Annotated in this window: 12 protein-coding genes; 7 read left to right on the top strand and 5 right to left on the bottom strand. The window is 69.5% G+C overall.

Features of this window, described 5'->3' with window-relative positions; translation table 11 throughout:
- The first annotated feature begins 2 nt into the window (after positions 1-2).
- The 4 genes from A5760_RS07100 (at position 3) to A5760_RS07085 (ending at position 3,404) form a co-directional block, all read left to right on the top strand.
- A complete protein-coding gene (locus tag A5760_RS07100) occupies positions 3-557 on the top strand; it encodes a D-glycero-alpha-D-manno-heptose-1,7-bisphosphate 7-phosphatase (protein WP_064879104.1) in 555 nt (184 codons plus the stop codon).
- Positions 558-902: 345 nt separating this feature from the next.
- On the top strand, positions 903-1,847 hold the full coding sequence (locus A5760_RS07095; protein ID WP_155764244.1) for a GNAT family N-acetyltransferase: 945 nt from the start codon (positions 903-905) through the stop codon (positions 1,845-1,847).
- Between the two features lie 189 nt (positions 1,848-2,036).
- Complete coding sequence (locus tag A5760_RS07090; RefSeq protein ID WP_064879100.1) at positions 2,037-2,726, top strand: DUF5642 family protein; 690 nt, start codon at positions 2,037-2,039, stop codon at positions 2,724-2,726.
- A gap of 27 nt (positions 2,727-2,753) precedes the next feature.
- Positions 2,754-3,404, top strand: coding sequence for a DUF5642 family protein (locus A5760_RS07085; RefSeq protein WP_064879098.1), 651 nt, complete (start codon positions 2,754-2,756; stop codon positions 3,402-3,404).
- A gap of 66 nt (positions 3,405-3,470) precedes the next feature.
- Here the strand turns inward: A5760_RS07085 and A5760_RS07080 are convergent, their stop codons facing one another.
- A complete protein-coding gene (locus A5760_RS07080) occupies positions 3,471-4,067 on the bottom strand; it encodes an alpha-ketoglutarate-dependent dioxygenase AlkB (RefSeq protein WP_196772012.1) in 597 nt (198 codons plus the stop codon).
- A gap of 140 nt (positions 4,068-4,207) precedes the next feature.
- Here A5760_RS07080 and arcA point away from each other — a divergent pair, with 140 nt between their 5' ends.
- A complete protein-coding gene (gene arcA, locus A5760_RS07075; protein WP_419538227.1) occupies positions 4,208-5,374 on the top strand; it encodes an arginine deiminase in 1,167 nt (388 codons plus the stop codon).
- A gap of 4 nt (positions 5,375-5,378) precedes the next feature.
- On the opposite strand, the gene A5760_RS07070 is transcribed toward arcA, so the two are convergent.
- Positions 5,379-6,923, bottom strand: coding sequence for a dolichyl-phosphate-mannose--protein mannosyltransferase (locus A5760_RS07070; protein ID WP_196772017.1), 1,545 nt, complete (start codon positions 6,921-6,923; stop codon positions 5,379-5,381).
- A 69-nt stretch (positions 6,924-6,992) separates the two neighbouring features.
- Here A5760_RS07070 and rsmI point away from each other — a divergent pair, with 69 nt between their 5' ends.
- On the top strand, positions 6,993-7,829 hold the full coding sequence (gene rsmI / locus A5760_RS07065; RefSeq protein WP_064879094.1) for a 16S rRNA (cytidine(1402)-2'-O)-methyltransferase: 837 nt from the start codon (positions 6,993-6,995) through the stop codon (positions 7,827-7,829).
- 14 nt (positions 7,830-7,843) lie between these two features.
- Here rsmI and A5760_RS07060 read toward each other — a convergent pair whose 3' ends face one another.
- The 3 genes from A5760_RS07060 to A5760_RS07050 all read right to left on the bottom strand — a co-directional run bounded on the left by A5760_RS07060 (position 7,844) and on the right by A5760_RS07050 (position 11,258).
- The gene (locus A5760_RS07060; RefSeq protein ID WP_064879091.1) at positions 7,844-9,094 is read right to left on the bottom strand and encodes an aminodeoxychorismate synthase component I; all 1,251 of its coding nucleotides are present in this window, start codon (positions 9,092-9,094) and stop codon (positions 7,844-7,846) included.
- A gap of 74 nt (positions 9,095-9,168) precedes the next feature.
- Positions 9,169-10,080, bottom strand: a complete 912-nt coding sequence (locus tag A5760_RS07055; protein ID WP_064879089.1) for an RNA polymerase sigma-70 factor — start codon at positions 10,078-10,080, stop codon at positions 9,169-9,171.
- The gene (locus A5760_RS07050; RefSeq protein WP_064879087.1) at positions 10,077-11,258 is read right to left on the bottom strand and encodes an NAD(P)/FAD-dependent oxidoreductase; all 1,182 of its coding nucleotides are present in this window, start codon (positions 11,256-11,258) and stop codon (positions 10,077-10,079) included. The genes A5760_RS07055 and A5760_RS07050 overlap by 4 nt, the downstream gene beginning before the upstream one ends.
- A 393-nt stretch (positions 11,259-11,651) precedes the next feature.
- On the opposite strand from A5760_RS07050, the gene A5760_RS07045 reads away from it, so the two are divergent.
- Positions 11,652-13,325 (top strand): hypothetical protein, encoded by a 1,674-nt coding sequence (locus A5760_RS07045; RefSeq protein WP_064879296.1) that lies wholly within the window; start codon positions 11,652-11,654, stop codon positions 13,323-13,325.
- The last annotated feature ends 118 nt before the right edge of the window (positions 13,326-13,443 follow it).

The raw sequence follows: 13,443 nt of genomic DNA, 5'->3' as shown, positions 1-13,443 counted from the left end.
CGATGGCCGCACCCGACCTGCGCACCGTGCGCACCGTGTTCCTGGACCGGGACGGCACGATCAACGTCAAGGCCGCCGAGGGTGAATACATCCGATCACCCGCCGAGCTGGAGCTGTTGCCCGGCGCCGCCAAGGCGCTGACCGCCCTGAACGCCGCGGGCCTGCGGACCGTGCTGGTGACCAACCAGCGCTGGCTATCGGAAAAGACCGCCGACCCTGCGGATTTCGCCGCCACGCAGCGGCGCCTGGGCGAAATGCTGGCCCGCGAAGGCGCGCGGCTCGATGCCGAGTATCACTGTCCGCACGCGGCGAACAGCTGCGACTGCCGCAAGCCGCTGGCCGGCATGTTGGTGCGCGCGGCGCGACAGCACGGTTTCGACCTGGCCGAGTCGGTCATGGTCGGCGACAGCGACATCGACATGATGGCGGGCCGGGCGGCCGGAACGGCGACCATCCTGCTCCGCCCGGGCGGCGAGGCCCCCGACGACGCTGACATCGTGGTCGACGACCTTGCCGCGGCCGTCGAACTCATCGTGAATGCCCAAGGGGCACGCTGACGCCGCGGACGGTCCCGATGCACCAGGCTCGGCATCGAACAAAGTCGCCGCGTGCGGGCGCGATCGCACGTACATCAGGCGGTGCTTGACGCGATCATCATGCCCGACGGCGCCCCCGTTGATCCGGTAATTGACCGGCGCATCCTTGCCGCAGCCGCGACGGTGCTCATAACCTGGCAACATCCGACCGCGTCCGGGGTGTTCGGCCCGGCGCGGTAGACGACGGCAACCAGGCGGGCAGGTCATGACATCACCGCGACGCGCAGAGCGGTGTCGCGATGCTGCGGGCGGCGGTCCATAGCGGTGGCCGGACTGACCGGCGCCCGGGTGGACGAGCTGGCGACGATGGACATCTTCAAGGGCTCTCCCGCCGAAGACCTCGCCCCGCTGGCGGCCCGCCTGGAGCCACTGCGCGCCGCGGCCGGCCAGGTGCTGATGCGGCAGGGGGAGGAGGCCGTCTCGTTTCTGCTGATCTCCTCGGGTACCGCCGAGATCACCCACGTGGGTGACGACGGTGTGGTGATCGTCGAGCATGCGTACCCGGGCATGATCGTCGGCGAGATCGCCCTGCTGCGTGACATTCCCCGGACCGCGACCGTGACCACCGCCCAACCGCTCACCGGTTGGATCGGTGACACCAGGGCCTTCGCCAGCTTGGTGCACATTCCCGGCATCACGCCGCGGCTGCTGCGCACCGTGCGCCAGCGTCTCGCCGCATTCATCACGCCGATCCCGATCCGCGTGCGTGACGGCACACTGCTGTTGTTGCGCCCGGTGCTGCCCGGCGACAGCGAGCGCACCGTGCATGGACACGTCTACTTCTCCAGCGACACGTTGTATCGGCGCTTCATGACCCCGCGACTACCCACCCCGGCGCTGATGCACTACCTGTCGGAGGTCGACTACGTCGACCACTTCGTGTGGGTGGTCACCGACGGCAGCGACCCGGTGGCCGACGCGCGCTTCGTGCGTGACGCGAACGACCCGACTGTCGCAGAGATCGCCTTCACCGTCGCCGACGCCTATCAGGGCCGCGGCATCGGCACGTTCCTGATCAGCGCGCTATCCATCGCCGCCGAGGTCGACGGCGTCGAAAGGTTCTCCGCGCGAATGCTTTCCGACAACGGGCCGATGCGCGCGATCATGGACCGCTACGGCGCCGTCTGGCAGCGCGAAGACATCGGCGTCATCACCACAGTGATCGACGTGCCCCACCCGCGCCAGCTGCGGCGTGAGGAGGCCGAGCAGATCAAGCGCGTGGCCCGGCAGGTGATCGCGGCGGTCGGCTGAGGCCGCGTTGGCCTCCTTCACCGGATGCTGGTGCGCCGACGGCGGTCAGTCTGCGCACCATTAGGTGACGTCGGAATCCGCTGGCGCATGCGCTAGCACGTTCGGGAATTGCCTGGTCCTTTCCGGCCGGTACTCGTGTGACGGATGCGGTTCCGAACGTATGGCCACATCTTGTGTTATCAACTCCTCATGCGGCCGTTCCGGATTGGCCCGTCGCTGGCTGCCGTGCTCACGGTGGTCATCGCCGCGTGCGGTCACTCACCCGCACACGCGCCGTCGGCCAAACCCACGAAATCCGCTCCGCCCAGCGCCGTTGCCGTCAACCCCGCCAACATCAAACGGGTCGTTCGCGACCTGCCGCCCGGTTACGAGGTGACCACCGGAATCCCGAGTGCGGCCTCACCCAGGGTGATCTGGAGCCTGGGGGACGACCTGCAGGCCAAGCCGGCCAAGTGCGGGACGCTGGCCGATCCCGGCAACGGGCGCGATCAGTCGGCGCAGGGTGTGTCGGGATCGGGGACCGGCGGCATCGTCGACGCGGTGGTGGTGGCTTTGCCGGAGCCGGTGGATTTCCCGGACGACCTGCTCACCTCGTGTTCGCAGTGGTCGGAGTCCGCCGGTCGCACCGTGGTGCACGTCCACCTCACCGACGCGCCGCACGTCGATGGTGTCGACACCGTCGGCATGGTGGCCGACGTGAAGTCCTCCGTCGAATCGGGCACCGAAATAGATTCGCGCACCTACACATTCACGGCGTACCTGGGCAACTACTACGCGTTCACCACGCTGACCACCGATCCGGGTTCGGCGCTTCCGGTGCTGCCGCCGCAATTCGCCGCGGATCTGCTCGCCAAAACGGTGTCCACGTTGCGCAGTTGAACTACCCGCTTGGGTAGATTGGCCACGATGTCCAAGATGTTGCTCGCGGTCGCGGCTGTCTGCGTCCTGGCCGGCTGCTCTTCGGCCACTCACTCGGCGAAGGTCGACATCAGCAAAGTCGTCGACGTGAAGTCCAGCTTCGGGCCCGAGTTCAAGGTCAGCGACATCAGCGAACGGGGAATCGATCCCAAGCTGCTGGCGGGCCGCAAACTCCCCGACGGGTTGACGTTCGACCCGGCGAACTGTGCGAAAGTGGCGGCCGGGCCGGACATGCCGGCGGACCTGCAGGGCAACATGTCCGCGGTCACCGCCGAGGGCCGCGGCAACCGGTTCGTGGTGATCGCGCTGGAGACCTCAAAAGCGTTGCCGTTCAACGACCCCGGGAAGGAGTGCAACAAAGTGACCTTCACCGGGCCGCAGATGCGCGGCGGTGTCCAGGTGGTCGAGGTACCGCAGATCGAGAGCACCCGCACATTGGGCGTGCATCGCGTCATGCAGGCGCTGACATCCGGCGGTCCACGCACCGGTGAGCTGTACGACTATTCGGCCGTATTCGGCGACTACCAGGTGATCGTCATCGCCAATCCCTTGGTGGTTCCCAATCAGCCCGTCGCCCCGGTTGACACCCAGCGGGCGCGCGACCTGCTCGTCAAAGCCGTGTCCGCGGTGCGCACCTGACGCTCGGCTCGATGGCGGCGGCCCGCTGCGCCCGGCTTTCGCCGCGCTTGCGACCGCCGCTTCGGTTTACCGCACGCCGCGCGGCCGGAACTGGATGCTCACCCGGGGGCCGACGGACGCCGTCGTCTTGGGCACCGCGTGCTCCCAGGTGCGTTGGCACGATCCGCCCATCACCAGCAGGTCGCCGTGCGCCTGCGGCAACCGCAGCGAGGGGCCGCCGCCGCGGCGGCGCATCGCGAACGAGCGGGTAGCGCCCAGGCTGACGATCGCCACCATGGTGTCCTCGGAACTGCTGCGGCCGATGGTGTCGCCGTGCCATGCCACGCTGTCCGAGCCGTCGCGATAGCAACACAACCCGACCGTGGTGAACGGCTCACCGAGCTCGCCGGCGTAGATGTCGTTGAGCCGGCGCCGCAGCCGCGCCAGCTCCGGGTGCGGCGGCTCGTCCACCGTGAGGTCGTGAAAGCTCACCAGCCGCGGCACGTCGACGACCCGGTCGTACATCTGCCGGCGCTCCTCGCGCCACGACACCGTCGACAGCAGGGCGTCCAGCAGGTCATCGGCGTCGGTGAGCCAGCCGGCACGGATCTCGATGAACGCGCCGTCACCGAGTTGCCTGCGCTCGGTGTGCTGGAACAGGGAGCCTTGGACCGCGATCTCCACGCAACCGAGCTTATCGCACATCCGTTCGATCGCGTGGGGCGCGCGACGGGCGTGTGGCGGGACCCGCGGCCCGGCGCCGCTACGGTTGAGCTGTGGGTGTTGTTGAGCTGGGCACCAATTCCGAGGTCGGCGCGCTGCGTATGGTCATCCTGCACCGCCCCGGGGCCGAGCTGCTCCGCCTCAACCCGCGCAACGTCGACCAACTGCTGTTCGACGGCCTGCCGTGGGTCGCCCGCGCGCAGGACGAGCATGACCAGTTCTCCGCGCTGCTGCGGTCCCGCGGCATCGAGGTGCTGCTGTTGTCGGACCTGCTCACCGAGGCGCTGACGCACAGCGGAGCCGCCCGGATGCAGGGTGTCGCCGCCGCCGTCGACGCACGACGACTCGGAGTGCCGTTGGCGCAAGAAGTTTCGGGCTACCTGCGGGGGCTCGAGCCGGCCCGGCTGGCCCAGGTGCTGATGGCCGGGATGACGTTCAACGAATTGCCCTCCGACACCCGCACCGACGTGTCGCTGGTGCTGCGCATGCACCACGGCGGTGATTTCGTCATCGACCCGCTGCCAAACCTGGTCTTCACCCGCGACTCGTCCATCTGGATCGGCCAGCGGGTGGTGATCCCGACGTTGGCGTTGCGCGCCCGCATCCGCGAGGCGTCGCTGACCGACCTCATCTACGCCCATCACCCGCGGTTCACCGGTGTGCGGCGTGCCTACGAGTCGCGCACCGCCCCCGTCGAGGGCGGTGACGTGCTGCTGCTGGCGCCCGGCGTGGTCGCCGTCGGGGTCGGCGAGCGAACCACTCCGGCCGGCGCGGAAGCGTTGGCCCGCAGCCTGTTTGACGACGATCTGGCGAATACGGTGCTCGCGGTGCCGATCGCTCAGCGGCGCGCCCAGATGCACCTGGACACGGTGTGCACGATGGTCGACACCGACACGGTGGTGATGTACGCCAACATCGTCGACTCGCTGTCGGCGTTCACCATTGCGCGCACACCGGACGGAGTCGCCATCAGCGACGAGGCCCCGTTCCTGGAGGCCGCGGCCAAGGCGATGGAGATCGACAAGCTGCGCGTCATCGACACGGGGCTCGATCCCGTCGTCGCCGAGCGCGAGCAGTGGGACGACGGCAACAACACGCTGGCGCTCGCCCCCGGCGTGGTGGTCGCCTATGAGCGCAACGTACAGACCAACATTCGCCTGCAGGACGCCGGCATCGAGGTGCTGACCATCGCCGGATCCGAACTGGGCACCGGCCGCGGCGGGCCCCGGTGCATGTCCTGCCCCGTCGCCCGCGACCTGCTGGCGTAGAAAGCTAGCGCCAGCTGGGCAGCCAGATCTCCATGTTCCACGTCTGCTGCGAAATCGGCAGACCGGTCAGCACCGGAAACAGCCACGCGAAGTTGGTCACCACCACGGCCGCGTAACAGGACACGGCGATCAGACCCAGCGTGCGCCGCTCCGAGTTCGCGCGCAGCCGCAGCCGCAGGCGCCGAGGCGGGGCGCCCGGGGTGTAGAGGATGTCGCCGCAAATCAGTGCGATGGCCATCACCAGGAACGGCGCCATGGTCGCCGCGTAGAAGAAGTACATCTGCCGATCGATGTCGGCGAACCAGGGTAGCCAGCCGGCGCAGTAGCCGACCAGCACCGCGGCGTAACGCCAGTCCCGGCGGACCAGCATGCGCCACAACGCGAAAACCAGGACCGGCACCGCCAGCCACCACATCGCCGGGGTGCCCACCAGCATCTCGGCCTTGACGCAGGATTGCGCGCCGCACCCGGACACGTTCTGCTCATCGATGGCATAGAGCACCGGCCGCAACGACATCGGCCAGCTCCACGGTTTCGACTCCCACGGGTGATAGTTGCCGGCGGAATTCGTCAAGCCCGCATGGAATTGGAACGCCTTGGCGGTGTAATGCCACAGCGATCGGATGGCGGCGGGCAGCGGCACCAGCGAATGCAGGCCGATCGTCTGGCCCACCTCGTGCCGGTCGATGGCGGTCTCGGAGGCGAACCACGGTGCGTAGCTGGCCAGATACACCAGCACCGGCATGACGCCCAGCGCATACACGGTCGGGGCGAGATCGCGCCGCAGCGTCCCCAGCCAGGGCCGGGTGACCTGGTACTGGCGCCGCGCGGCCACGTCGAACGCCAGCGACATGGCCCCGAAGAACAGCACGAAGTACAGGCCGGACCACTTTGTGCCGCAAGCCAATCCGAGCAGGATCCCGGCACCGAAGCGCCACCACCGCACACCCAGCCGTGGACCCCACACCGTGTCGGCGTTGCGGCCCTCCTGCAGCGCGACGTGCATCCGTTGCCGAACCTGGTCGCGGTCGACGATCAGCGCGCCGAACGCCGCGACCACGAAAAACGTGAGGATGCCGTCGAGCAATGCGGTCCGCGAGGCGACAAAGCTGACACCGTCGCAGATCACCAGCACCCCGGCGACCGCACCGACCAGCGTCGAGCGGCTGATCCGCCGCACGATCCGCATCACCAGCGCCACCATGATCACGCCGAGCAACGCGCCGGTGAAGCGCCAGCCGATGCCGCTGTAACCGAAGATCGCCTCGCCGAGGGCGATCAGCTGCTTGCCGACCGGCGGGTGAACGACCAGGCCGAACCCGGGATTGTCCTCCACGCCGTGGTTGTGCAGCACCTGCCAGGCCTGCGGCGCGTAGTGCTTCTCGTCGAACACCGGGGTGCCGCCGTCGGTGGGCGAGCCCAGATTCAGGAACCGGGTCAACGCCGCCGCCAGCGTGATCACGCCGGTCACCACCCAGCCACGGATCTGATCGGTCGGCCCGAAATCGGCCACCGGCACCAGCGGCCCCGGGCTGACGACGGGCACCACGCGCTCCTCGTCGGCGATCGGGGCTTCGCGGGGCGGGGCGGTCATCACGTCGATCGTAGGCTGTCGGTCATGACCACCGGCCGCCTGTTGCTGGGCGCGACCCCCTTGGGCCAACCGTCGGATGCCTCCCCCCGCCTGCTGGACGCCCTGGCCCGAGCCGACGTGGTGGCCGCCGAGGACACCCGGCGGGTGCGCACCCTGGCCAAGGCGCTCGATGTGCGGATCACCGGCCGGGTGATCAGCATGTTCGACCAGGTCGAGAACGCCCGGGTGGACTCCGTGATCGAGGCGATCCGCGCGGGCGCGACGGTGCTGGTGGTCAGCGACGCCGGGATGCCGCTGATCAGCGACCCCGGCTACCGGCTGGTGACCGCCTGTGTCGAGGCCGGTCTGCCGGTGGGATGCCTGCCGGGGCCGTCGGCGGTGACGACCGCGCTGGCCCTGTCCGGTCTGCCGGCCGAGAAGTTCTGCTTCGAGGGATTCGCGCCACGCAAGAAGGCGGCGCGGCGCGCCTGGCTGGATTCACTGGCCGGTGAGCGGCGCACCTGCGTGTTCTTCGAATCGCCGCGCCGGTTGTCCGCCTGCCTGCAGGACGCCGTCGAGCGGCTCGGCGGCGCACGCCGGGCGGCGATCTGCCGGGAGCTGACCAAGGTGCACGAGGAAGTGGTGCGCGGGTCGCTCGACGAGCTGGCGGCGTGGTCGGCCGACGGTGTGCTCGGTGAGATCACCGTGGTGCTGGCCGGCGCCACACCGAGCGCCGATCTGCCGTCGCTGGTCGTCGAGGTCGAAAAGCTGGTCGCGGCCGGCACCCGCATCAAGGACGCCTGCGGTGAGGTGGCCGCCGCCCATCCGGGGGCGCGTTCGCGCCAGCTCTACGACGCGGTGCTGCAGTCCCGACGCGAGTGAGGCCTGCCGCTCGGTCAGCCGGCCGGGCTCGCGGTCGCGATCGACGGCAGTCCGACGATGGGGGACGCCTTGTGCAGGCATTCGGCCCACTCGGCGTCCGGGTCGGAGTCGGCGGTGATGCCGCCGCCGACGCCCAGAACCGCGCCGTCCGCGGCATCGAATTCGACGGTGCGGATCGCGACATTCAACTCGCAACCCGCCACGGGTGAGGCCAATCCGATTGTGCCGCAATATATTCCACGACGATTGCGCTCCCATTGCGAGAGTAGTTGGCGGGCACGGTGTTTGGGTGTCCCGGTGACCGAGGCCGGCGGGAAGGTGGCGTCCAGCAGCGCCGACGTCGGCAGCTCGGTGGGGATCTGTGCGGACACCGTCGACACCAGGTGCCACACGCCCGGGGCCCGTCGCACCACCAACAGTTCGGGCACGGTCACCGTGCCGGTGATCGCCACCCGGCCAAGGTCGTTGCGCACCAGGTCGACGATCATGATGTTCTCGGCGACCTCTTTGGCCGACGCGCGCAGCGTCGACGGCCAGGCATCCAGCGGCAAGGTGCCCTTGATCGGGCTGGACGTGACAACCGTGCCGCGCCGTCGCAGGAAGAGCTCCGGGGACAGCGACGCCACCGCACCCCACGTGCCGGCGAGATAGGCCGCCCGGGCCGGGGCCGTGCGCGCGACGCCGTCGATGAAGAAGTCCAGCGGGGCACCGGCGACCGTTCCGGTGAACTGCGTGCACACGCAGGCCTGGTAGACCTCGCCGGCGCGGATGGCCTCCAGACACGCCAGCACCCCGTCGCGATGCGCCGCCCGGTCGGCGATGCCCCACTCGATGTGGCAGTTGCGCGGCGCGGGCGCCGGTGCGGCCAGCGCGGTGGTGAGCCACTCAGGCATCGGCGCGCCGGAGAGGCTCTCGTACCACCAGCGCCCGTCGCGGGCGCGGCGCAGCACGCAGTCGGTCCAGCCGCCGGCGGCCGCGGGAATGCGGTTGGGCTGCGCGTCGGCGCCGGGGTCGGGGTAGGACAGGTAACCGATCCAGCCGCCGCCGACCGCGTGCGGCTTCGGCGTCCGCGGCGCCTGGACGGCGAACACGTCGTCGGCGTGCACCGGGCGCACCGACAGGCTCGGCGCGATCACCGCCAGGGCGCCGAACCACTCGCCGGTCAGCGCGGCCGGCGGCGGCAGAGCGAGCCGGCGGGTGGCGTCACCCACGGCGCGCAGCACCTGGGGTGCGGCACCAAGATCGCCGAGCCGGTCGATTCGCACAGCCCTAGCTTGACAGAGCGGCGGCGTTTCGCGCCCGCGGTGCCCGGCGACGCCGCGTTTGCGATCACCACTGGTCAGCCGCGGCTGATGTCGCGGGCGGTGGCCAGTGCGGCCAGTTTCCGCGGGTTGCGCATCACATAGAAATTGGTGATCTTTCCCTCGGCGATCTCCACGGTGATCACGCCTTCCAGCTGGTCGTCGAGGTAGAGCAGCACCGCCGGGGCGCTGTTGCAGGTCACCATGTCCACCCGCAGCGTGGCCATGGCCGCGGCTCTGCGCATCAGCCCGGCGATCGCGCGGGCCACCTTCTCGGCGCCGACCACCGGCCGGCGGGCGGCGCTCACCACGCCACCGCTGTCGGCCGTCCAGGTGGCGTCCGGGGCGAGCATCGTCATCAGCGCTTCCACGTCGCCGCCTGCCGCGGTGGCCAGAAACTGCGCGGTGATTTCGGCGTTGCGTTCCGGGTCCACCGTTTCAAAGCGCTTCCGCCGGGCCCGCACGTGTTCGCGGGCCCGGTGCGCGACCTGCCGCACGGTGGCGGCCGGTTTGCCCACCGCCTCGGCGATGTCGCCGTAGTCGAAGCCGAACACCTCGCGCAGCACGAACACGGCCCGCTCGTCGGGACTCAATGTCTCCAGCAACACCAGCATCGCCATCGAAATCGACTCCGCCAAAACGACGTCGGCCGAGGGGTCCTGCTCGTCGAGCAGCAGCGGCTCCGGCAGCCACGGCCCCACGTAATCCTCGCGCCGGCGAGCGCCGGCCCGCAGCGAGTTGAGCGCCTGGCGGGTGACCAGCTGGGCCAGATACGACTTGGTGTCGCGCACCGTCGCCAAGTCGACCGCCGCCCACCGCAGATAGCTGTCCTGCAAGACGTCGTCGGCCTCGGTCGCCGAGCCCAGCATCTCGTAGGCGATGGTGAACAGCAGTGGCCGCAGCAGGGTGAACCGTTCGGCGTGCTCGCTGCCGGCCGGTGCTTGCGTCATCGCGCGACGACCTCCTCGTCGACCGGGGACTGCGCGGGCCGCTTGCCGCCCTTGATCCAGCGATACGAACCGGGCTTGGCCGCCTCCCGCCGGATCGACCACACCGTGCCCTTGCAGACCGTTTCCTTGAGCGAAGCCGCCGCCCGGCCACCGAGGAACAGGTTCACCGGGGTGTCATCCGTGCGCGCCATCTGGAACGTGGCGTGCGTGCGGCCCAGGCTGATGCACTGCCCGACGAACGCCTGGCTCAGCGCCGCGGGGGTGTCGCCGGCGATGCGCGCGAGCACGGTGTTGGCGGCCTGGGCGCCCATCGGCCCGGCGGCCTGGCAACTCATCCGCAACGGCTGGCCGGACGGCGCGGCGGCGTCACCCGCGGCGACGACGCGCTCGTCGTCGATGCTGGTGAGGGTCTCGTCGGTGAGTAGCCGGCCGATCGGGTCGGTGTGCAGCCCGCTGCGCACGGCCACGTCCGGCACGGCGAATCCGGCCGTCCAGATGGTCGCCGCGCTGGGCAGCACCACGCCATCGGTCAGCACCACCTCATCCCAACGCACCTCGGTCACCGCCACCGACTCCAGCACGTTGACACCCAGGCGCCGCAGCCGCTTGGCCACCGAGCGCCGGCCCCGCTTGCTCAGCGACGGACCGAGCACCGGGCCGCACACCAGGGTCACCGGGCGCCGGCCCTCGGCGAGCTCGGCGGCGGTCTCGATGCCGGTCAACCCGCCACCGACCACGGTGATGGGCGCGGGCAGCGGCAGATCGGTGAGCGCGTAGTGCAGCCGCTGCGCGCTTTCCAGGTCGGCGACCGAATGCGCGAATTCGGCGTAGCCGGGCACCGTGGACGCGGCGGCCCCGGTGCTGCCCACGGCGTAGATCAGGTAGTCGTAGGTCAGCTCGGCGCCGGAGGCCAGCGCGACCCGGCGGCCGGCGGTGTCGATGTGGTCGACCGAGTCGACGATCAGCTGGATCCCCTCGCCGAGCAGGGTCGCGTAGTCGGCGGTCGCCGTGCCGGTGTCGGCAACCAACTGGTGCAAGCGGATCCGCTCGACGAAGACCGGCCGCGGGTTCACCACCGTGATGTCGATGTCCGGGCGCTGGCGCAGACGGTTGGCCGCCAGTGTTCCGGCGTATCCGGCGCCGACGACGACGACCTGGGTTCTTTGGGGGGCCTTCATGGCTGTCTCCTTTTCGTGAGGACCTGTGCCCTTGAGACACCGCAGACCCGCCGAGCGTGACAAACTCGCCCGCAATTGTGACCTGTCTCACTGCGCGGTACGGGCGCCGTGGGCGGATTTACCGCCTGCACCCCCGCTGAGCTGCGGCGAAGCCATGCCGAAACGCGCATGATACGCTGCGCTACGCCAATTCGCGGCCTGCCCCGGGCCGCCTGCACGCACCACTGGAACGCGCGAGATACGGGGCCACTTAAAAGCGCATCGGTGTGTATCGGGAGAAGCAACCTTGACGACGATGACAACTCTGACCGGGCCGGGCGCCGCGCCGGCGCCGGCGCGGTCGCGGAGCCCGCGCGGGCCGTTGTCGTCGGGCGCGATCTGACGCCGGTGACCATGGTGTGCTCATTGAGGAAACGCGCGCTGGTCGCTGTCGTGTGCGCGGCGGTGGTGCTCAGCGGCTGCGGCGGTACGAGCGACCCCGGGCCGTTGTCCGCGATGGTCAGCCCGGCCATCCCGCCCACCGCGCAGGAGATACCCAACCCGCTGCGGGGCCAGTACGAGGAGATGCTGAATCCGCTTTTCCCGCAAGGCAATTCAGCGCAGCAGCGATACTCCGCCTGGCCGGCGTCATACGACGCCAGCCTGCGTGTCTCGTGGCGGCAGTTGCAGCCGGTCGACCCGCGCACGCTGCCCCAGGACGCACCTGATGACCGCAAGTTCGATTTCAGCGCCATCGACGACGCGCTGGCCAAGCTCGGCAGCCGCAACATGCGCCTGACCCTGGGCGTGTACGTCTACAAGTCCTGCTGCAACGACTCCTACGCCGACAACACCAACGTCGCGATTCCGGACTGGCTGCGCCCGTCGGCGGCCAGCTACCCCGCGCCGCCGAACGGTTCCGCCCCCGGCGTGACCCAGGTGGTGCCGAACTTCAACGACCCCGACTACCTCAACGGCGTCAGCCAGTTGCTGGCCGCGCTCGGCCGCCGCTACGACGGCGACGAGCGGCTCAGCGTGTTCGAGTTCTCCGGGTACGGGGACTTCGGCCAGAACCAGCTCGCGTACCTGCGTGATTCGCTGAGCGCGCCGGGCCCCACCCCGGACGACAGCGCGATAAAGCTGGGTTATTACAGCCAGTTCCGCGACCAGAGCATCACCAAGGCCTCCATCGCTCAGCTGGTCGCGGCCAACACCAACGCGTTTCCGCACACCCAGCTGGTGGTGGCTCCACAGAATCCGGAGATCGTCCGCCAGCTGTTCGCCGACGACGTCACCAAGAAGTTGGCGGCACCGGTCGGCATCCGCGCCGACTGCCTTGGGGTGCAGGCCCCCCTGCCGGAATGGGCCGAGGCCAACGACTCGCACTACGTGCGGTCCAACGATGCGGTGGTCAACGCGATCAAGCAGCGGTTGATGACCGCGCTGGTGATCAGCCAGTGGTGCCGATTGCCGAGCGGAGCCGATGCCCGGTCGTATTACGAGAAGGGCCTGCACGACGTCATCCGGTATCACGTGTCGATGACGTCGAGCGCTGATTTCCCGGATCGCGATGCGACATCGGCGATGGACCCCAAGCTGTTTCAGTTGTGGAGCCAGGCCAATACCTCCGCCGGCTACCGGTATTCGGTCGAGGCGAAGCCGGGATCGCAATCGATCCAGGGCAAGGTGGCGACGATCTCGGTCGACTGGACCAACTACGGCTCGGCGGCGGCCACCGAGCGCTGGGTGCCCGGCTACAAGCTGGTGGACTTCTCGGGCGCGGTGGTTCGCAGCCTGCCGGCGACCGTCAATCTCAAGAAGTTGGTCCACGACGAAACCAGCCAGTCGCGTGAGGAGCCGGTTGCGGAGTCGGCCAGCGAGACGGTGCACGTGGACGTCGCAGGCCTGGCGCCCGGCCATTACACGCTGCGCGCCTCGGTCGAATGGCAACAGCACATTCCGGGCGCATCGCACGTGGTGAACTACGCCCCGATGGCCCTGGCACGGGACGGCCGCGACGGCTCCGGGCTGTACCCGATTGCCACACTTGACGTTCCGAGCGACGCGGCCTCAGCAAACGGTCAGTGACCCGTCGCGCCGCGGCGCCTTCCGGCACCGTGTCGGAAGTCCCGATCGACGGGGCCGTGCGTGATACCGTTTCCAGACGGATTTCGGCCGCGCCGCCGCGCGGTTCGAGGTTCGTCCA

It is taken from the genome of Mycobacterium colombiense (assembly GCF_001665835.1).
Taxonomy (GTDB): Bacteria; Actinomycetota; Actinomycetes; order Mycobacteriales; family Mycobacteriaceae; genus Mycobacterium; species Mycobacterium colombiense_A.
Note: the sequence above shows the minus strand (reverse complement) of the source record. Positions and strands in the feature narration are given on the sequence as shown.

What these genes read in the sequence shown, in the direction of transcription:
- A5760_RS07050 (WP_064879087.1), bottom strand. Translation starts at nt 11,258, where the DNA reads ATGAAGGCCCCCCAAAGAACCCAGGTCGTCGTCGTCGGCGCCGGATAC.
- A5760_RS07090 (WP_064879100.1), top strand. Translation starts at nt 2,037, where the DNA reads ATGCGGCCGTTCCGGATTGGCCCGTCGCTGGCTGCCGTGCTCACGGTG.
- A5760_RS07045 (WP_064879296.1), top strand. Translation starts at nt 11,652, where the DNA reads ATGGTGTGCTCATTGAGGAAACGCGCGCTGGTCGCTGTCGTGTGCGCG.
- rsmI (WP_064879094.1), top strand. Translation starts at nt 6,993, where the DNA reads ATGACCACCGGCCGCCTGTTGCTGGGCGCGACCCCCTTGGGCCAACCG.
- A5760_RS07085 (WP_064879098.1), top strand. Translation starts at nt 2,754, where the DNA reads ATGTCCAAGATGTTGCTCGCGGTCGCGGCTGTCTGCGTCCTGGCCGGC.
- A5760_RS07095 (WP_155764244.1), top strand. Translation starts at nt 903, where the DNA reads ATGGACATCTTCAAGGGCTCTCCCGCCGAAGACCTCGCCCCGCTGGCG.
- A5760_RS07055 (WP_064879089.1), bottom strand. Translation starts at nt 10,080, where the DNA reads ATGACGCAAGCACCGGCCGGCAGCGAGCACGCCGAACGGTTCACCCTG.
- A5760_RS07100 (WP_064879104.1), top strand. Translation starts at nt 3, where the DNA reads ATGGCCGCACCCGACCTGCGCACCGTGCGCACCGTGTTCCTGGACCGG.
- arcA (WP_419538227.1), top strand. Translation starts at nt 4,208, where the DNA reads ATGGTCATCCTGCACCGCCCCGGGGCCGAGCTGCTCCGCCTCAACCCG.